Source organism: Azospirillum sp. B21 (genome assembly GCF_008364825.1).
Lineage (GTDB): Bacteria > Pseudomonadota > Alphaproteobacteria > Azospirillales > Azospirillaceae > Azospirillum.
The window spans coordinates 623,436-641,752 of record NZ_VTTO01000001.1 but is presented as its reverse complement, the minus strand read 5'-3'; the positions used below and the strand labels follow the sequence as shown (position 1 = coordinate 641,752).

The following is an 18,317-nucleotide window of genomic DNA, read 5'->3' as shown; positions in this document are numbered from 1 at the left end:
CCGACAAGCATCCTGCCCCCCTCTCCCGTGATCGGACCGGCCTTTGGCCGGCCGAGGGCGGGGGAGGGATGGGAAGGGGGCAACCCGGCCCCGAACCCTTACCCCTCCGCCTGAGCCAGGAAATCCGCGGTCACCCGGTCCATCGTCGCCAGATGGGTGTGGAACCAGTCGGGGAAATGCTCGGTGACGTACAGGCGGGCGCGGTCCTCCTTGCCCTCCGCCAACTCCGCTTCCATCGTTCCGACCACGTTCAGGACGCGGGCGTGCTCATCCTTGTGGCAATGCAGGGCGAAGAAGCCGTGCTGCGTCATCAGCGCGTTCTCGCGGGCGAAATGCTCGCGCAGATGCTTGGCGAAGGCGGCGAAGGGAGCCCGGAGTTCACCGGCCGGGGCATCGCAGGCGGCCTGCAGCAGGGCGACGGAATCGACATGGTCGCGGTCCATGACCGCATAGCCGAGCAAGGGGACATCGCTGGTGGCGGCGGCGGCGTGCAGGGTGGTCGCAAGCATGATGTTCGCTTCCAAAAAAGATGGCCTTCGGAGACGACGCTCCGAAGGCCACCATACCCGCACTGCCGCCATGGTCTCTTGACGGCGGTCAAGACACCCGAATCGTCAGCCCTTTGCCTCCCCGGCCTCCAACTCGTCGATGAAGCCGCGGATGACGCCGAGGCCCTTCTGCCAGAAGGCCGGGTCGGAGGCATCCAGCCCGAAGGGAGCCAGCAGTTCCTTGTGGCGCAACGTACCGCCGGCCGACAGCATCGCCAGATACTTCTCGGCGAAACCCTTCTCCGCATCCTGGTAGACCGCATAGAGCGAGTTCACCAGACAGTCGCCGAAGGCATAGGCGTAGACGTAGAAGGGCGAATGGATGAAGTGGGGGATGTAGGACCAGTAGTGCCGGTATCCCTCGTCGAAGCGCAACGCCGGGCCGAGGCTTTCGGTCTGCACCGCCATCCAGATCTCGCCGATGCGGTCGGACGTCAACTCGCCCTCGCGCCGTTCGGTGTGGACGCGGCGTTCGAAATCGAAGAAGGCGATCTGGCGCACCACCGTGTTCAGCATGTCCTCGACCTTGCCGGCCAGCATGATGCGGCGGCGCTTGGGGTCGGTCTCCGCCGCCAGCAGGGCGCGGAAGGTCAGCATCTCGCCGAACACCGACGCCGTTTCCGCCAGGGTCAGCGGGGTGTCGGACAGGAAATGCCCCTGCTTGCCGGCCAGGATCTGGTGGACGCCATGGCCCAGCTCATGGGCCAGCGTCATCACGTCGCGGGTCTTGCCCTGGTAGTTGACAAGCAGATAGGGGTGGACGCTGGGCACGGTCGGGTGGGCGAAGGCGCCCGGCGCCTTGCCGGGACGGACCGGGGCGTCGATCCAGGGATTGTCGAAGAAGCGCTTGCCCAAACCGGCGAGGTCAGGAGAGAAGCGGCCATAGGCGCCGAGCACGATGTCGCGCGCCTCTTCCCACGGGATGCTGCGGTCGGCATCCTCCGGCAGGGGGGCGTTGCGGTCCCAATAGTCCAGATGGTCCTGGCCGAACCACTTGGCCTTCATCGCGTAATAGCGGTGGGACAGGTCCGGATAGGCGCCCTTGACGGCGGAGACCAGCGCGTCGACCACCTCGTCCTCGACCCTGTTGGACAGGTTGCGGGCGGAGGTCGGCGTCGGATAATTGCGCCAGTCGTCCTCGATCTCCTTGTCCTTAGCCAGCGTGTTGGTGACCAGCGCGAACAGCCGCGCATTCTCGCCCAGCACCTTGCCGACCACTTCGCCGGCCTCGCGGCGGATGGCGGGGTTGCGGTCGGACAGACGGTTCAGCGCCTCCGCACAGGTCAGTTCCTTGCCGCCCATGGGGAAGCGCAGGCTGGCGATGGTTTCGTCAAACAGGCGGTTCCAGGCGGCGCGGCCGACGACATGCTTTTCGTGCAGCAGCCGCTCGATCTCGTCGGACAGCTGGTGGTCGCGGTAAAGGCGGACATCGCGCAGCCACGGCTCGTAATGGCGAAGCGACGACGATGCCTTCTGCTTGGCCGCCAGATCGGCCTCGTCCAGCCGGTTGATCTCCAGGGTGAAGAAGATCAGGTGGGCGGAGATGTCGTTCACCCGCTCCTGCGCCGACTGGTAGAACTTGGCGATGGTCGGGTCGATCATGTTGCCGTTGTAGACCAGCCCGGCATAGGACATGACGCGCGATAGCGTCTCGTCGATGCCCTCATAGCTGCGGATCGCGGCGGCCAGTTCGTCGCCCTTCAGCGTGGCCAGCTTGCCGGCGTAGCGTTCGCGGAAGGCCTTGCACTCCCGCTCCATCCGGTCGAGGTCGGCCTTCAGTTCCGGCGAGTCCATGCCGGGATAGAGGTCGCTCAGGTCCCAGGTGGGAAGCGCACCCAGTTCGGGGGTGTCGTTTGCGGCCGTGGCGGCGCTGCTGGTCATCGAATCCCTCCAGAGATTGGTTGGATCCATATAAGCGCGCACGCGCCGCGGGCAAAGTCCTCATGCGGGGCCATGCAACACCCGCCGGCCGGCGCGCAGCACGGCACCCGACAGCTCGGCCAGCGCCGTTCCGGCGATGCGGCTCTGCTGCCAATGGAGCGGCACATCCAGCGGCCGGCCCGGCACCAGCTCCACCAGCCGGCCGGCGGCGAGATGGTCGGCCACCAGCGGGTCGGGATTCATCCCCCATCCCAGCCCGGCCAGCGCCCCGTCGACGAAGGCGTGGGTGGAGGGAAGCCAATGGGTGGGCGGAGTCGGGACCTGCGCCGGTTCCAGGTCGCCAAGCACTGTCCGCAGCCATTGCGCCTGCAGCCGGTCCTTGCGGTTGAAGGTCAGGCAGGGCGCGCGGGACAGCGAATCGGCCGTCACGCCGTCCGGGAAGTGGCGGCGCATGCAGTCGGGGCTTGCAGTTGCGCGGTAGCGCAGCGCGCCCAGCGGATGGCTGTTGCAGCCGGGGACCGGTGCCGCGCTGGCGGTGACGGCGGCCAGCACCTCGCCCTTGCGCAGCCATTCGGCGCTGTGGTCCTGGTCGTCCAGCACCAGATCGAACAGGCAATCGGGCAGTTCGGCCATCGCCGCGACGAACCAGGTGGCGAGGCTGTCGGCGTTCACCGCGATGCGCAGGGTGGTCGGCCCCTCCGCCGGGATCAGGCCGGGCAGGGCGCCGCGCAGTTCGCTTTCCAGCAGGGCAACCTGCTCCACATGCTGGCACAGGCGCTGGCCGGCGGCCGTCCCGGTGCAGGGCTGGCCGCGCACCACCAGGACGCTGCCCAGCCTTTCCTCCAGCAGCTTGACCCGCTGCGACACCGCCGAGGGCGTGACGTGCAACTGCTGGGCGGCGCGTTCGAAGCTGCCGGTGCGGATCACGGCGGCCAGTGCCGCCAGCAGCGGATAGTCCAACATGGATTAGCTCCGCTTAATCGGGGCAAGGAGTGTTAAGTAGGGCAAAGGGCGGTCCGATGGTAGCGGATTGGCATCCACCGACTCCGGAACCGCGCCATGACCGACCCCTTTGCCGCCTCCCTGTTTTCCTCCGCTCTGCTCACCGCCTTCCTGCCGGGCCTGTTCCTGGGATTCAGCCTGATCGTCGCCATCGGGGCGCAGAATGCCTTCGTGCTGCGTCAGGGACTGCGCAACGAGCATGTGCTGGCGATCTGCGCCACCTGCGCCCTGTCCGACGCGGTGCTGATCCTGATCGGCGTCAGCGGGTTCGCCACGGCCGGCGCGCGCTGGCCGTGGCTGGAGCCGCTGATGCGTTATGCCGGCGCGGCGTTCCTGCTGGTCTATGGGCTGCGCAGCGCCCGATCCGCCCTGCGCAGCGGAACCGGGCTGACCCCGGCGGAGCGGGAGCCGGCGGGGCTGCTGCCGGCGCTGCTGACCTGTCTGGCGCTGACCTGGCTGAACCCGCATGTCTATCTAGACACGGTGGTGCTGGTCGGCTCCGTTTCCGCCCGCTTCGCCGAGGCGCGGGAGGCCTTCGCGCTGGGGGCGATGACGGCGTCCTTCCTGTTCTTCTTCGGGCTCGGCTATGGCGCCCGCCTGCTGCGCCCGCTGTTCGCCCGGCCGGCGTCCTGGCGGGTGATGGACGGCGTCATCGCCCTGGTGATGTGGGCGATTGCGGCCGGATTGCTGATGGGGGAGGCCGGAGCCTAAGCGTGCTCCCCCTCCTGCGCCCGCCGGATCGCCGCCTCGACGCATTGCAGGTGCAGCTTCTTGCGGGCGAGCTGGCGGGCGCGGCGTTCCTCCAGGTCGGTGGTCGCCATCGCTTCGATGCTGCAGCCGCGCCAGCCGTTGGCGTCCAGCGCGCGGGCGACCTCGGCATAGCCGAAATAGCCCTTCTCCGGCTGTTCCCAGGGTGCGCGGAAGTCGGCGCGGCGCAGGACGAAGCGGTTGGACTGGCTGCCGCCGCCGAGATTGGTGAGACGGGCCACGATCAGGCGCTCGCCGTTGCCGTGGACGACGGTCAGGATCGGGCGAATCCCGGTGATGGGTGGATCGGTGGCCATGATCCATGCATAACGGTCCGGGGGCGTCCTGACCAGAGCATCGCTGATCCGCACGCCACCCGCCTGACTTTACGCGCCGTCTGGCGCCCGAACGGAGAATCGCCGATGCGTCCCGTCCCGACTCTGCCGTCCGTTCTTCTTCCGCTCCTGTTGCTGAGCGCGCCGGCCGCGGCACAGCTGGCGCCCCCCTCCGCTCAACCCGCCTTCGCTCCGGCCGCGCCGCTGCTGGCGTGCGAGGCCTATTCCGCCGCCCCGATGATCGAGGCGCATCTGTTCTTCGGCCGCAACATCGGGGCGGACGTGGGCGTCAGCGACCGCGACTGGGCCGATTTCCTGGATGGAGAGGTTACGCCGCGCTTTCCCAACGGCCTGACCGTCATCGACGCCTCCGGCCATTGGCGGGACAGCGAGACCGGCCGGCTGATCCGGGAGCCGAGCAAGGTGTTGACCCTGCTGGCCGAAGGTGGACCGGCGACGCTGTCGCTCATCCGCGAAATCGTCGAATCGTACAAGGAGCGATTCCACCAGCAGTCGGTCGGACTCGCCATAAGGCCGGTTTGCGTTTCCTTTTGAATTCCAAGTTTCGGAACGGCGTTTCACGAACGGGGAATGCGACAGCTCGCCGCACCCCCGACCTTCTGACATTTGCCAGCACTTATGCTTTTGTCGCAGATTGTGGAGGCGGCGGAACTGATCGTTTCGCGGCCGAGAGGAAATGCGCACCGAATAGTACCAAAATAGAACGAGGGACGCCCTGCCATGAGCCCGACCGCCAGCACCACGACTGCAGAGCTTTTCGACCAGATGCATGCCCGTTCCCTGTCGGACCCCACCGGGTTCTGGGGCGAGGCGGCGAAGGACATTTCCTGGTTCAAGCCGTGGGACAAGGTGCTGGACGACAGCAACGCGCCCTTCTACCGCTGGTTCACCGGTGGGGAGCTGAACACCTGCTACAACGCGGTCGATCGCCATGTGGAGGCGGGTCGCGGCGCGCAGGCGGCGATCATCTATGACAGCCCGGTCACCCAGACCGTCCAGACCATCACCTATGCCGAGCTGCAGGATCAGGTCGCCCGCTTCGCCGGCGCGCTGCGCGCCCAGGGCGTGGAGAAGGGCGACCGCGTCCTCCTCTACATGCCGATGATCCCGCAGTCGGTCGTCGCCATGCTGGCCTGCGCCCGTCTGGGCGCCGTGCATTCGGTGGTGTTCGGCGGCTTCGCCCCGCACGAACTGGCGACCCGCATCGACGACGCCAAGCCGAAGGCAATCGTCTCGGCCTCCTGCGGCATCGAGCCGAACCGCATCGTCAAGTACAAGCCGATGCTGGACTCCGCCATCGAACAGTCGGCCCACAAGCCCAGCAGCGTCATCGTCTATCAGCGCCCGCAGGAGACCGCGGCCCTCGTCGCCGGCCGCGACGTCGACTGGATGGAGGCCGTGGCGAAGGCCGAGCCGGCGGAATGCGTGCCCGTCAAGGCCACCGACCCGCTCTATATTCTCTACACCTCCGGCACGACCGGGCAGCCCAAGGGCGTGGTGCGCGACAATGGCGGCCATGCGGTGGCGCTGCGCTGGACCATGACCAACATCTACAACGTCAAGCCCGGCGAGGTTTATTGGGCGGCGTCGGATGTGGGCTGGGTCGTCGGCCACTCCTACATAGTCTATGCGCCGCTGCTGACCGGCTGCACCACCGTTGTGTTCGAAGGCAAGCCGGTCGGCACCCCCGATCCGGGCACCTTCTGGCGCGTGATCGAGCAGCACAAGGTTGGCACGCTGTTCACCGCGCCCACCGCCTTCCGCGCCATCAAGCGCGAGGATCCGGACGCCAATTACCTGAAGAAGTACGACCTGTCGCACTTCCGCGCCCTGTTCCTGGCCGGCGAGCGGTCGGACCCCGACACGCTGCACTGGGCCGAGGACAATCTGAACGTTCCGGTCATCGACCACTGGTGGCAGACCGAGACCGGCTGGGCGATTTCGGGCAATCCGCTGGGCGTCCACCTGTTCCCGATCAAGTACGGCTCCGCCACCCGCCCGATGCCGGGCTGGGACGTGCGGGTGCTGAACGCCGAGCTGAAGGAGGTTCCGCGCGGCGATATCGGCGCCATCTGCGTCAAGCTGCCGCTGCCTCCGGGCACGCTGCCGACGCTGTGGAACGCCGACGAGCGCTTCAAGAAGTCCTACCTCGCTGATTACCCGGGCTATTATCAGACCGGCGACGCCGGCTTCATCGACGATGACGGCTATGTCTACGTCATGGCCCGCACCGACGACATCATCAACGTCGCCGGCCACCGCCTGTCCACCGGCGCCATGGAGGAGGTGCTGTCGAGCCACAAGGACGTCGCCGAATGCGCGGTGATCGGTGTGGCCGACGACCTGAAGGGCCAAGTGCCGTTGGGCTTCGTCTGCCTGAAGGCAGGCGTCACCCGTCCGCACGAGGAGATCGTCAAGGAGGTCGTTCAGCTGGTGCGCGAGCAGATCGGCCCGGTCGCCGACTTCAAGCGCGCCCTGGTGGTCGACCGCCTGCCGAAGACGCGGTCCGGCAAGATCCTGCGCGGCACCATGCAGAAGATCGCCGACAGCCAGGACTACAAGATGCCGGCGACCATCGACGATCCGGGCATTCTGCCGGAGATCGCCGATGCGCTGAAGACGCTGGGCTATGCCAAGACCAGCAGCACGCCGGCCTGATCGGGCGGACAGGGAAAAGGGCGGCTCTCGGGCCGCCCTTTCTCATTAGGCTGTGTCAGCCGGACACGACCGACAAATTCTCCGGCTCTTCGCTGCCGAGGTCTAGCAGCGGCAGAAAACTTGCCGGCTCCTGCGCGCCGGACAGAGCGTAGCGGCGGTTGAAGATGTAGCAGGGCACCGCCTGCAGTCCCATCTGGCGGGCCAGCGCGTCGGCGGCATGCACGGAAGCCGATTCGGCGTCGGTGGACAACTGGCGCCGCGTCTCGGCGAAATCCATGCCCAACCCGGCGGCGACGCTGGCCAGCGCGTCCCGGTCGCCGATGTCCACGCCCTCGACGAAATAGGCGGCGAACAGCGCATCGGCCATCGCGTTGCCCAGCCCGTGGCGCCCGGCGATTCGGACCAGCCGGTGCGCGTCGAAGCTGTTGGGCGTGCGCTGAATGCGGTCGAGCGCCAGCGGCAGCCCGTCCCGTGCCGCCGTGTCCTCGACCACCCGGTGAATCTGCCGGGCGCGCTCCCCGCCGCCGAACTTCGCGGCCAGATAATCGTCGCGCGACATCCCGCCCCGCGGCATATCCGGGTTCAGCTGGAACGGCTGCCAGCGGAGTTCCGGGCGCAGGCCGGGCCGCTGCATCAGCGCCCGGTCGAGCCGGCGCTTGCCGATGTAGCACCAGGGGCAGATCAGGTCGGCGAAGGTTTCGATCAGCATCCCGCCACTATCCGCGCCTCCCGGTTCCGCGGCAACCGCTTCTTCCATTCCTTCCGGAATGTGCAAAGGGCTCTGCAACCGTTTGTTAACCGAGTTGGACCGACAGTCCTCCGTGGTTCTCGCGGTCCCAAAGCGGCTGGCGGACATATCCCGGTGGACGATTCCCGATGAGCAATTCCTACGTCGACGGCAAGGTCCGCGAAGCGATCCTGGCGGCCAAGGGCAGCCGGATGAACGCGCAGAAGATTCTGATGGCCTGGGCCGTCGAGGACCCCGACCTGCTGCGAGGGATCGCCCAGCCCTTCCTGAAGGCCATCGCCGCGGCCGCCATCGAGCGTGCCGGCCGTCCGCCCAGCCGGAGCGCAGCCGCGCGTCCGGCGGCGGGCGGCGGGGCAGGGGGAGGGCGGCCGTCCGCTTCCGGCCTCAGCCGCGATGCGCTTGAAAACCTGTTGAACCAGTTGGGCCGCGATTCGGGAGATCCGGTTCCCCAGCGCGGCGCCCCCGCCGGCAAGGCTGCGGCGGCTGCCAAGGGGGCTGTCGTTCACGATGCACCGGCCGGCGGACCGACGCACGAGAAGGCGATGATGGCGATCGCCAAGGCCTTCGTCGCCAAGAAGGTGCGCTGAACGGCGCGGAAAAACCGAACGTTCAGGTCCCGTTGTTCGCCGTATAGGGCGTGGCGTCGTCGAACCAGCTCTTCCTGCGCGGCACCGTCCGGATCTCAGGCGGCGGGCTGGCGAGCGCCGTGTTGCCGTTGCGGTAGGGATCGGGAATGTGGTGGCACTCGACATCGGCCAGCGTGCGGTAGCAATAGACCCGCGAGCGGTCGATCTCCACCTTGTCCGGGCAATAGTCGCCGCTCTGCTCGAAGCTGATGATCGAACAGTCGCGGCCGGTCGCGGCCGACACCAGATGATCGCCGATGGTCTTCTTGGTGGCGTTCAGCGTCACCACATCAGCGCCGGCCGCCGCCAGCCCGAGCGGGGAGGTGCAGCCGGCCAACGCCATCACCGGCCCTGCCACGGCAATGGCCAGCCAACCCCGCACCGACACAGTCCGTCCCATGCCCATCGTCATCCGGCCCCTGCTGCCATGCGCGCACCGCTTATGGTCCGCCGTATTCCGCAATTGCGCGCGACCGCGGTTAACAAGCGGTGAATTCACTCATGCGGCTCGTCCTTGCGGCTCTCAGCGCGCCAGCGCACAGATGCGCGACCGGCACTGCACGACGACGAAGGCATCCTTGTCCTCGCTGCAGCCGATCTTGAAGGTCGTCGATCCCTCGCGTCCGACGGTATAGCGCAGCACCTCGACCTTGGCCGGGGTGCAGTTGCCCATGGACTTGGCGATCTCCTTGGCCTCCGCCTGCGCGGCGGAGACATTGGAGGCGGCCGGCGCCGGTTCCGCCGCCATGACGAGGCCGGCGGTCAGCAGAAGGGCGACGAGACTGCGGCAGGATGAAGCATGGAACGGCATGGCCGCACTATCGCATGGCGAGCGACCGAATCGGAAGAGGTGCCACCGAAATGTCGCAGCGTGCGATTCCCACCGCTCCGCCGCGGCGAAACTGCTATCCTGCAATGGCAACCGAAACAAGGCCGGCCGATGGCCGGCCGCAGAAATCCACGGGCTGGGGAAACGCATGACTTCGAACGATCGGCGGCTCGGCGACCGCATCCTCGCCGCTCTCGAACTGGCGCTGGAACAAAAGCACCTGGACGTCGCCGAACATCTCGCCCGGGCCCTGGAAGAAACACTGACCCGTTTCGGCGGACCCGATGCCGTCGACCACCGGGAACTGTCGGCCGGCATGATCCAGGCCTTCGACCGCCTGGAGGCTCTGCGCCGGGAAGCGCATCAACTGCCTTGAACAGGGTGGGGCGACGGCCAGGACCCGAGCGACCGGCCCGACATTAATTTTTTGCAATTTGGTGATTGACAGGCGGCCTCCCGGGCGACTACAAACCGCCCACCGAACGACGGGGGGCCTCAACGGTCCCGGTGAAAACAGCAGTCAGTTCAAAGCTTTGGCTTTGCAATTGGATGGTGTTCGAACCAAGTCGCTCAGCGCGGGTGTAGCTCAGTTGGTTAGAGCGCCGGCCTGTCACGCCGGAGGCCGCGGGTTCAAGTCCCGTCACTCGCGCCACTTTCCTTTTGAAAAATCTCTGACGTTCGCCAGTATGGCCCAAGGACTCGCAGATCGCGGGTCCTTTTTCGCATGCGAATAGTCTTTCCTTTGCCCGTTTTTAAAAACGTGGTATTACCAGGATCTACCGCAGGGACCGGCTTGTCCTTCCGCGTAGTGAAAAGCGATTCAAAGCGCTTTCCTTGCCCACGGTCTCGGCATATATTCCGGCCCGTCTGATGGGCTAATCCAAGGCATGGCTGCCACGGCTTTGCGCTTCCGCCGATTTCCGGCTGGAACGGCGCCCGTGGTCGTGGGCTTATGGGAGGAACGCGGTGTCGACTCCGCTGATCATTGAGTATCTTCCGATCCTGGTGTTTCTGCTGATCGGCATCGCGCTGGCCGCGGTGATGGTTGGTGCATCCTACGTCATCAGCCCGAAGAACCCGGACGCCGAGAAGGTCTCCCCCTACGAATGCGGCTTCGAGCCGTTCGAGGACGCGCGCACCAAGTTCGACGTGCGGTTCTACCTGGTCTCGATCCTGTTCATCATCTTCGACCTGGAAGTCGCCTTCCTGTTCCCGTGGGCGATCGCCCTCGGCGATATCGGGCTGTTCGGCTTCTGGTCGATGATGCTGTTCCTGGGCATCCTGACCATCGGCTTCATTTATGAGTGGAAGAAAGGAGCTCTGGAATGGGAGTAGAGGTCGCCAAGCCGCTGGCGCCGATTCCGCCCGGACCGGAACAGGACGCCTACATCCGCGCGGTCTCCGACGAGATCCAGGACAAGGGCTTCGTGCTGGCGAAGTACGAGGACCTGCTGGCCTGGGCCCGGACCGGCTCGCTGTGGCCGATGACCTTCGGTCTGGCCTGCTGCGCGGTGGAGATGATCCACGCCTATATGAGCCGGTATGACCTGGACCGCTTCGGCGTGATCCCGCGTCCCAGCCCGCGCCAGTCCGACTGCATGATCGTCGCCGGCACCCTGACCAATAAGATGGCCCCCGCGCTCCGCAAGGTCTACGACCAGATGCCGGAGCCGCGCTGGGTGATCTCCATGGGGTCCTGCGCCAACGGCGGCGGTTATTATCACTATTCCTACGCCGTGGTTCGTGGCTGCGACCGGATCGTTCCGGTCGACATCTATGTGCCCGGCTGCCCGCCGACGGCGGAGGCGCTGATCTACGGCATCCTCCAGCTCCAGAAGAAGATCAAGCGCGGCAACCGCATCGCCCGCTGACCACGGCGTACCGTTCCCGCCCGCAGCCATGCCGCTGCCGGGCGGGACGAACGACAAGCGCGCTGAAGACAAGTAGGAAGGCAGGGTCCCACCCATGTCCGAACAGGCGTTGAAGGAACTCGGGGACGTCATCGCGGCCAAACTCGGCGGCGACGTCCTGAAGGTCGAGGTGAGGCTCGGCGAGCTGATGGTGACGGTCAAGCGGCCGGCCATCCTGACGGTGCTGACCGCGCTGCGCGACGATCCGGCCATCCGGTTCGAGCAGCTGACCGACATCACCGCGGTCGATTACCCGGATCGCGTCGAGCGGTTCGAGGTGGTCTATCAGCTGCTCAGCTACACCCACAACCGGCGCATGCGCGTGAAGCTGGCCACCGACGAGGACACGCCCGTTCCGTCGGCCGTTTCCGTCTTCAGCGCGGCCAACTGGTTCGAGCGCGAGGTGTGGGACCTGTTCGGCATCTTCTTCGAAAATCACCCGGACCTGCGCCGCATCCTCACCGACTACGGGTTCGAGGGGCACCCCTTCCGCAAGGACTTCCCGCTGACCGGCTATGTCGAGGCCCGGTACGACGAGGACCAGAAGCGCGTGATCTACGAGCCGGTCCGTCTGACCCAGGATTTCCGCGCCTTCGACTTCCTCAGCCCGTGGGAAGGCATGACCAACGTCATGCTGCCCGGCGATGAGAAGGCGGCCCTCCAGGACGGGAGCAAGAAGCCGTGAGCATGACCGTTTCGACCGAATCGGCGACCGGCGTCGTCACGACTGGTCCGATCAGCGCGTCGGGTCCCGAGACCAAGACGCAGATCAAGCCCTATACGATGAATTTCGGGCCGCAGCACCCGGCCGCCCACGGCGTGCTCCGTCTGGTGATGGAGCTGAACGGCGAGGTGGTGGAGCGTTGCGATCCGCACATCGGCCTGCTGCACCGCGGCACCGAAAAGCTGATCGAGTACAAGACCTACGTCCAGGCCGTGCCGTATTTCGACCGCCTGGACTATGTCAGCCCGATGTGCATGGAGCACGCCTATGTGCTCGGTATCGAGAACCTGCTGCAGATCAAGGCGCCGCTGCGCGCCCAGTACATCCGCGTGCTGTTCTCTGAGATCACGCGCATCCTGAACCACATCCTGTCGATCACGACGGGCGCGCTGGACGTCGGTGCCATCACGCCGGCTCTGTGGGGCTTCGAGGAACGCGAAATCCTCATGGAGTTCTACGAGCGCGTGTCGGGTGCCCGCCTGCACGCCAACTATTTCCGGCCCGGCGGCGTCGCCTGGGACCTGCCGGACGGGCTGCTGGACGACATCTGGGCCTTCACCGAGCGTTATCCGAAGTTCATGGATGACCTCGAAAGCCTGCTGACCGAGAACCGCATCTTCAAGCAGCGCACGGTCGACATCGGCATCGTCACCAAGGAGGAGGCGCTCGACTGGGCCTTCACCGGCCCGATGCTGCGCGGCTCCGGCGTCGCCTGGGACCTGCGCAAGTCGCAGCCCTACGAAGTCTACGACCGCATGGAGTTCGACGTCCCGGTCGGCCTGACCGGCGATTGCTGGGCGCGCTATCTCGTGCGCATGGAAGAAATGCGGCAGTCGCTGCGCATCATCCGCCAGTGCTGCAAGGAGATGCCGGCCGGCCCTTACAAGATCGAGGACCGGAAGGTGTCCCCGCCGCCGCGCGGCGAGATGAAGCGCTCGATGGAAGCGCTGATCCACCATTTCAAGCTCTTCACCGAGGGCTTCCACGTCCCCGCCGGCGAGACCTACACCGCCATCGAAGCGCCCAAGGGCGAATTCGGCGTGTATCTGGTCTCCGACGGCACCAACAAGCCCTACCGCTGCAAGATCCGCGCGCCGGGCTTCGCCCATCTTCAGGGCCTGGACTTCATGTCGAAGGGTCACATGCTGGCCGACGCCGTCGCCAACATCGCCTCGATGGACATCGTTTTCGGAGAAATCGATCGATGAGCGCGCCCGCTTCCGATCACGGCCACGCCGAGCCGACCAGCTTCACCTTCACTCCGGAAAATCTGGAGCTGGCGAAGCGCATCATCGCCAAGTACCCGCAGGGCAAGCAGGCCAGCGCCTGCATGCCTCTGCTGGACGTGGCCCAGCGCCAGAACGGCGGCTGGCTGCCGCGCGTCGCCATGGACGCCGTGGCCGACCTGCTCGGCATGCCGCGCATCCGCGTGTACGAGGTCGCGACCTTCTACACGATGTACAACAAGAACCCGGTCGGCAGGCACCACATCCAGGTCTGCACCACCACGCCCTGCTGGCTGCGCGGGTCGGACGACATCGTCCACACCTGCAAGAAGAAGCTCGGCATCGAGGTGGGCGAGACCACGGCCGACGGCCAGTTCACGCTGGGCGAGGTCGAGTGCTCGGGCGCCTGCGTCAACGCGCCGGTTGTGCAGATCGGTGACGATTACTACGAAGACGTAGCCCCGGAGCACATGGAGCGCATCCTCGACGCGCTGGCGCGCGGCGAGACGCCGAAGCCCGGTTCGCAGATCGGCCGTCAGTCCTCGGAGCCGGTCGGCGGCCCGACGACGCTGAAGGCCTTTACCGCCGCGCAAGCGGACGCCACCACCGCGCAAGCGGACGATTGAGGGGGAGGGGACAGCGATGCTTCGCGATGAGGACCGCATCTTCACCAACCTCTACGGCTACCAGGACTTCGGTCTCGAGGCGGCCCGCAAGCGCGGTGATTGGGACAACACGGCGTCCTTCCTGGCCAATGGCCGGGATTGGATCATCGAGCAGGTGAAGGAATCGGGGCTGCGCGGCCGCGGCGGCGCCGGCTTCTCGACCGGCATGAAGTGGTCCTTCATGCCGAAGAACGTGACCGACAAGCCCGTCTACCTCGTCATTAACGCCGACGAGGGCGAGCCCGGCACCTGCAAGGACCGCGACATCCTGCGCCATGATCCGCACAAGCTGATCGAAGGCTGCCTGATCGCCGGTTTCGCCATCGGCGCCAGGGCCTGCTACATCTACATCCGCGGCGAGTTCTACAACGAGGGCTCCAACGTCCAGCGCGCCATCGACGAGGCGTATGCGGCGGGGCTGATCGGCAAGAACGCCTGCGGCACCGGCTACACTTACGACGTCTACATCCACCGGGGTGCGGGCGCGTATATTTGTGGCGAGGAAACCGCGCTCATCGAGTCGATCGAGGGCAAGAAGGGTCAGCCGCGCAACAAGCCGCCGTTCCCCGCCCAGGCCGGTCTCTATTCCTGCCCGACCACGGTGAACAACGTCGAATCCATCGCGGTTGTTCCCACCATCCTGCGTCGCGGCGCCTCCTGGTTCGCCGGCCTCGGCCGTCCGAAGAACTCGGGCACCAAGCTCTTCTGCATCTCTGGGCACGTCAACAACCCGTGCAACGTGGAAGAGGAGATGGGCATCCCGCTGAAGGAGCTGATCGAAAAGCATGCCGGCGGTGTGCGCGGCGGCTGGGACAACCTGCTGGGCATCATCCCCGGCGGCTCGTCGGTTCCGGTCCTGCCGAAGTCGATCTGCGACACCGTCCTGATGGATTTCGACAGCCTGCGCGAAGTGCAGTCCGGCCTCGGCACCGCCGCGGTGATCGTGATGGACAAGTCCACCGACATCGTGAAGGCCATCGCCCGTCTGTCGCAGTTCTACGCGCATGAGTCCTGCGGCCAGTGCACGCCGTGCCGCGAGGGCACCGGCTGGATGAGCCGCGTCATGCAGCGCATGGTCACCGGCAACGCGCGCATGGAAGAGATCGACATGCTGCTGCAGGTCACCAAGCAGGTCGAAGGCCACACCATCTGCGCGCTCGGCGACGCCGCCGCCTGGCCGATCCAGGGCCTGTTCCGCCACTTCCGCCCGGAAGTCGAGCGGCGCATCCAGACCTACCGCAACAGCGCCCCGCTGGCGGCCGAGTAAGGAGTTCCCGTTCCCATGCCGAAACTGACCATCGACGGGATCGAGATCGAGGTCGAACCGGGCACCTCGATCCTCCAGGCTTGCGAGCAGCTGGGGATCGAGATTCCGCGCTTCTGCTACCACGAGCGCCTCAGCGTGCCGGCCAACTGCCGCATGTGCCTGGTGGAGATGGAGCGCGCGCCCAAGCCGGTCGCGTCCTGCGCCATGCCCTGCGGCGACGGAATGGTCGTCCGCACAAACAGCGAAACCGTCCTGAAGGCCCGCAAGGGCGTCATGGAATTCCTGCTGATCAACCACCCGCTGGATTGCCCGATCTGCGATCAGGGCGGCGAGTGCGATCTGCAGGACCAGGCCATGGCCTATGGCTTCGACCGCGGCCGCTACGGCGAGAACAAGCGGGCGGTCAACGACAAGTATATGGGTCCGGTCATCAAGACCATCATGACCCGTTGCATCCACTGCACCCGCTGCATCCGCTTCATCAACGAAGTGGCCGGTGTTCCCGATGTCGGCGCCGTCTATCGCGGCGAGCATATGGAGATCACCACCTTCGTCGAGAAGGCGATCGGGTCCGAGCTGTCAGGTAACCTCGCCGACGTCTGCCCGGTCGGTGCGCTGACCCACAAGCCCTACGCCTTCACGGCGCGCCCGTGGGAACTGCGCAAGACCGAGACCATCGACGTCCTGGACGCCGTCGGCTCGAACATCCGCGTCGACGCCCGTGGGCCTGAGGTGATGCGTGTCCTGCCGCGCGTCAACGACGACATCAACGAGGAGTGGCTGAACGACAAGAGCCGCTACTCCTATGACGGTCTGAAGCGCCAGCGCCTGGACCGCCCCTATATCCGCCAGAACGGCAAGCTGGTTCCGGCCAGCTGGGCCGAGGCCTTCACCGCCATCGCGGCGCGCCTGAAGGGCCTGCCCGGCAACCGCATCGCCGCCATTTCCGGCGATCTGGCCGATGTCGAGGCCCAGTTCGCGTTGAAGGAGCTGCTGTCCCGCCTTGGTTCGGCCAACCTCGACTGCCGCCAGGACGGCGCGCGGTTCGATACTTCGGTGCGCGCCGGCTACCTCTTCAACTCAGGCATCGCCGGCATCGAGAAGGCCGACGTGATCCTGCTGGTCGGCACCAACCCGCGCTGGGAAGGCACGCTGGTCAACGCCCGCATCCGCAAGCGCTATCTGGCCGGCGGCGTCACCATCGCCTCCATCGGCGAGCAGCGTGACCTGACCTATCCCTACAGCGTGATCGGCACCGGTCCGGAGACGTTGCAGCAGCTGGTCGACGGCAGCCATCCGTTCGCCGAGACCCTGCGCGCCGCCAAGAACCCGATGATCATCGTCGGCATGGGCGCCTTCCAGCGCGCCGACGGTCTCGCGGTGCAGGCTGCCGCCCGTCTGGTCGGCGAGGCCTACGGCATGTTCCGCGACGACTGGAACGGCTTCAACGTGCTGCACACCGCCGCGGCGCGGGTCGGCGGCATCGAGGCCGGCTTCCTGCCGGGCGAGGGCGGCCGCGACGTCCACGGCATCCTCGACGGTGCGTCGAAGGGCGAGATCGACGTCGTCTACCTGCTGGGCGCCGACGAGATCGATACGGCGAAGCTGGGCAATGCCTTCGTCGTCTATCAGGGCCACCATGGCGATGCCGGCGCCCACCGCGCCGACGTCATCCTGCCGGGTGCCGCCTACACCGAGAAGAACGCGGTCTACGTCAACACCGAAGGCCGTCCGCAGCTCGCCCGCCTCGCGGTCTTCCCGCCCGGCGAAGCGCGCGAGGACTGGAAGATCGTCCGCGCCCTGTCGGAAGTGCTGGGCACCACGCTGCCCTTCGACACCCATGGCCAGCTGCGCCAGCGGCTGATGGCGGCTAACCCGATCTTCGGTGCGATCGGCGAGATGACGCCTGCCGCCTGGGCGCCCTTCGGCGCACAGGGGCCGCTCGACGCCGCTCCCTTCGTGACGCCGATCACCAACTTCTACATGACCGACCCGATCAGCCGGGCATCGGTGACGATGGCCAACTGCACGGAAGCGCTGGTGGGCCCTGCTCAGGAGAGGACTGGCACCCATGGCTGAGTTCTGGAGCGGCTTCCTCCTGCCGCTGATCATTATGGTCCTGCAAATCCTGGCGATCGTCGTGCCGCTGCTGGTCGCCGTGGCCTTCATGACCTACGCCGAGCGCAAGATCATGGGCTCGATGCAACTGCGCCAGGGTCCGGCCATCGTCGGTCCCTTCGGCCTGATGCAGCCCTTCGCCGACGGCCTGAAGCTGTTCGCGAAGGAGCAGATCCTGCCGGAAGGCGCCAACCGCATCGTCTTCTACATCGCGCCGATGCTGACCTTCTTCCTGGCGCTGATCGCCTGGGCGGTCATCCCGTTCGACTACGGGGTGGTGCTGTCCAACATCAACGTCGGCGTGCTGTACCTCTTCGCGATCTCGTCGCTCGGCGTGTACGGCATCGTAATGGCCGGCTGGGCGTCGAACTCGCGCTATGCCTTCCTGGGCGCGCTCCGCTCCGCGGCGCAGATGGTGTCGTATGAGGTCTCGATGGGCCTCATCATCATCACCGTGCTGCTCTGCGTCGGGTCGCTGAACCTGACCGACATCGTGCGCGCCCAGGAAACGGTGTGGTTCGCCATCCCGCTGCTGCCGATGTTCGTGATGTTCTTCATCTCGGCGCTCGCGGAAACCAACCGCGCCCCCTTCGACTTGCCGGAAGGTGAGTCGGAGCTGGTCGCCGGCTTCATGGTGGAATACAGCTCCGCCCCCTTCGCGCTCTTCTTCCTTGGCGAATACGCCAACATGATCCTGATGAGCGCGATGACGAGCATCCTGTTCCTCGGTGGCTGGCTGCCCCCGCTGCCCATCGCGCCCTTCACCTGGGTGCCCGGCATCGTGTGGTTCGCGCTGAAGATCGCGCTGTGCCTGTTCACCTTTGTCTGGGTTCGCGCCACCGTGCCGCGCTACCGCTATGACCAGCTGATGCGGCTGGGTTGGAAGGTTTTCCTGCCCTTCTCGCTGTTCTGGGTCGTGCTGACCGCCGGTGTCCTGGTGACCTTCGGCTGGCTGCCCAAGTAAGCGGGCCCCGAATCAAGCCAGCCTGCACCGAACCCATCACTGATGTGT

The 18,317-nt window shown here is 66.3% G+C and carries 20 protein-coding genes and 1 tRNA gene; 14 read left to right on the top strand and 7 right to left on the bottom strand.

The annotated features are described in order from the left end of the window. Nucleotides 1-98: 98 nt before the first annotated feature. From FZ983_RS03065 to FZ983_RS03055, 3 genes are all read right to left on the bottom strand, one after another. Entirely contained in the window at nt 99-509 is a 411-nt protein-coding gene (locus FZ983_RS03065) for a hemerythrin family protein (protein ID WP_149222120.1), read from the bottom strand. A gap of 105 nt (nt 510-614) precedes the next feature. Next, on the bottom strand, nt 615-2,429 hold the full coding sequence (locus tag FZ983_RS03060; RefSeq protein ID WP_149222119.1) for a M3 family oligoendopeptidase: 1,815 nt from the start codon (nt 2,427-2,429) through the stop codon (nt 615-617). 60 nt (nt 2,430-2,489) lie between these two features. Next, complete coding sequence (locus FZ983_RS03055; RefSeq protein WP_149222118.1) at nt 2,490-3,392, bottom strand: LysR family transcriptional regulator ArgP; 903 nt, start codon at nt 3,390-3,392, stop codon at nt 2,490-2,492. A gap of 96 nt (nt 3,393-3,488) precedes the next feature. Between FZ983_RS03055 and FZ983_RS03050 the strand changes: the two genes are divergently transcribed. Further along, nucleotides 3,489-4,142, top strand: a complete 654-nt coding sequence (locus tag FZ983_RS03050) for a LysE/ArgO family amino acid transporter (RefSeq protein ID WP_149222117.1) — start codon at nt 3,489-3,491, stop codon at nt 4,140-4,142. Here the strand turns inward: FZ983_RS03050 and FZ983_RS03045 are convergent. Next, nucleotides 4,139-4,495 carry a hypothetical protein gene (locus FZ983_RS03045; protein ID WP_149222116.1) on the bottom strand — a complete coding sequence of 119 codons (357 nt, stop codon included), beginning with the start codon at nt 4,493-4,495 and terminating at the stop codon, nt 4,139-4,141. The genes FZ983_RS03050 and FZ983_RS03045 overlap by 4 nt on opposite strands. 105 nt (nt 4,496-4,600) lie before the next feature. On the opposite strand from FZ983_RS03045, the gene FZ983_RS03040 reads away from it, so the two are divergent. Next, the gene (locus FZ983_RS03040; RefSeq protein WP_149222115.1) at nt 4,601-5,068 is read left to right on the top strand and encodes a DUF3574 domain-containing protein; all 468 of its coding nucleotides are present in this window, start codon (nt 4,601-4,603) and stop codon (nt 5,066-5,068) included. A 186-nt stretch (nt 5,069-5,254) separates the two neighbouring features. Next, entirely contained in the window at nt 5,255-7,192 is a 1,938-nt protein-coding gene (locus tag FZ983_RS03035) for a propionyl-CoA synthetase (RefSeq protein ID WP_149222114.1), read from the top strand. Nucleotides 7,193-7,247: 55 nt separating this feature from the next. Here the strand turns inward: FZ983_RS03035 and FZ983_RS03030 are convergent, their stop codons facing one another. Continuing rightward, entirely contained in the window at nt 7,248-7,901 is a 654-nt protein-coding gene (locus FZ983_RS03030) for a DsbA family oxidoreductase (RefSeq protein WP_014248426.1), read from the bottom strand. 167 nt (nt 7,902-8,068) lie between these two features. Between FZ983_RS03030 and FZ983_RS03025 the strand changes: the two genes are divergently transcribed. Further along, nucleotides 8,069-8,527 carry a hypothetical protein gene (locus FZ983_RS03025; protein WP_149222113.1) on the top strand — a complete coding sequence of 153 codons (459 nt, stop codon included), beginning with the start codon at nt 8,069-8,071 and terminating at the stop codon, nt 8,525-8,527. A gap of 22 nt (nt 8,528-8,549) precedes the next feature. Here the strand turns inward: FZ983_RS03025 and FZ983_RS03020 are convergent, their stop codons facing one another. Together FZ983_RS03020 and FZ983_RS03015 are read right to left on the bottom strand one after the other, a co-directional pair. Continuing rightward, nucleotides 8,550-8,966 carry a hypothetical protein gene (locus FZ983_RS03020; protein ID WP_247883545.1) on the bottom strand — a complete coding sequence of 139 codons (417 nt, stop codon included), beginning with the start codon at nt 8,964-8,966 and terminating at the stop codon, nt 8,550-8,552. Between the two features lie 123 nt (nt 8,967-9,089). Next, on the bottom strand, nt 9,090-9,377 hold the full coding sequence (locus FZ983_RS03015) for a hypothetical protein (RefSeq protein ID WP_247883544.1): 288 nt from the start codon (nt 9,375-9,377) through the stop codon (nt 9,090-9,092). 166 nt (nt 9,378-9,543) lie between these two features. On the opposite strand from FZ983_RS03015, the gene FZ983_RS03010 reads away from it, so the two are divergent. The 10 genes from FZ983_RS03010 to nuoH all read left to right on the top strand — a co-directional run bounded on the left by FZ983_RS03010 (nt 9,544) and on the right by nuoH (nt 18,269). Beyond that, nucleotides 9,544-9,771 carry a hypothetical protein gene (locus FZ983_RS03010; RefSeq protein ID WP_149222112.1) on the top strand — a complete coding sequence of 76 codons (228 nt, stop codon included), beginning with the start codon at nt 9,544-9,546 and terminating at the stop codon, nt 9,769-9,771. Nucleotides 9,772-9,970: 199 nt separating this feature from the next. Then, nucleotides 9,971-10,047, top strand: a tRNA-Asp gene (locus tag FZ983_RS03005). 314 nt (nt 10,048-10,361) lie between these two features. Beyond that, the gene (locus FZ983_RS03000) at nt 10,362-10,730 is read left to right on the top strand and encodes an NADH-quinone oxidoreductase subunit A (protein WP_014248419.1); all 369 of its coding nucleotides are present in this window, start codon (nt 10,362-10,364) and stop codon (nt 10,728-10,730) included. Then, a complete protein-coding gene (locus FZ983_RS02995; RefSeq protein WP_174470176.1) occupies nt 10,721-11,266 on the top strand; it encodes an NADH-quinone oxidoreductase subunit B in 546 nt (181 codons plus the stop codon). Before FZ983_RS03000 ends, FZ983_RS02995 begins: the two co-directional genes overlap by 10 nt. A gap of 94 nt (nt 11,267-11,360) precedes the next feature. After that, complete coding sequence (locus FZ983_RS02990) at nt 11,361-11,990, top strand: NADH-quinone oxidoreductase subunit C (protein WP_149222111.1); 630 nt, start codon at nt 11,361-11,363, stop codon at nt 11,988-11,990. Beyond that, nucleotides 11,987-13,237 (top strand): NADH-quinone oxidoreductase subunit D, encoded by a 1,251-nt coding sequence (locus FZ983_RS02985; RefSeq protein WP_149222110.1) that lies wholly within the window; start codon nt 11,987-11,989, stop codon nt 13,235-13,237. Before FZ983_RS02990 ends, FZ983_RS02985 begins: the two co-directional genes overlap by 4 nt. After that, nucleotides 13,234-13,881, top strand: coding sequence for an NADH-quinone oxidoreductase subunit NuoE (nuoE, locus tag FZ983_RS02980; protein ID WP_149222109.1), 648 nt, complete (start codon nt 13,234-13,236; stop codon nt 13,879-13,881). Before FZ983_RS02985 ends, nuoE begins: the two co-directional genes overlap by 4 nt. 16 nt (nt 13,882-13,897) lie before the next feature. After that, complete coding sequence (nuoF, locus tag FZ983_RS02975; protein ID WP_149222108.1) at nt 13,898-15,187, top strand: NADH-quinone oxidoreductase subunit NuoF; 1,290 nt, start codon at nt 13,898-13,900, stop codon at nt 15,185-15,187. 15 nt (nt 15,188-15,202) lie between these two features. Then, nucleotides 15,203-17,266 (top strand): NADH-quinone oxidoreductase subunit NuoG, encoded by a 2,064-nt coding sequence (nuoG, locus tag FZ983_RS02970; protein WP_149222107.1) that lies wholly within the window; start codon nt 15,203-15,205, stop codon nt 17,264-17,266. After that, entirely contained in the window at nt 17,259-18,269 is a 1,011-nt protein-coding gene (nuoH, locus tag FZ983_RS02965; RefSeq protein ID WP_149222106.1) for an NADH-quinone oxidoreductase subunit NuoH, read from the top strand. The genes nuoG and nuoH overlap by 8 nt, the downstream gene beginning before the upstream one ends. The last annotated feature ends 48 nt before the right edge of the window (nt 18,270-18,317 follow it).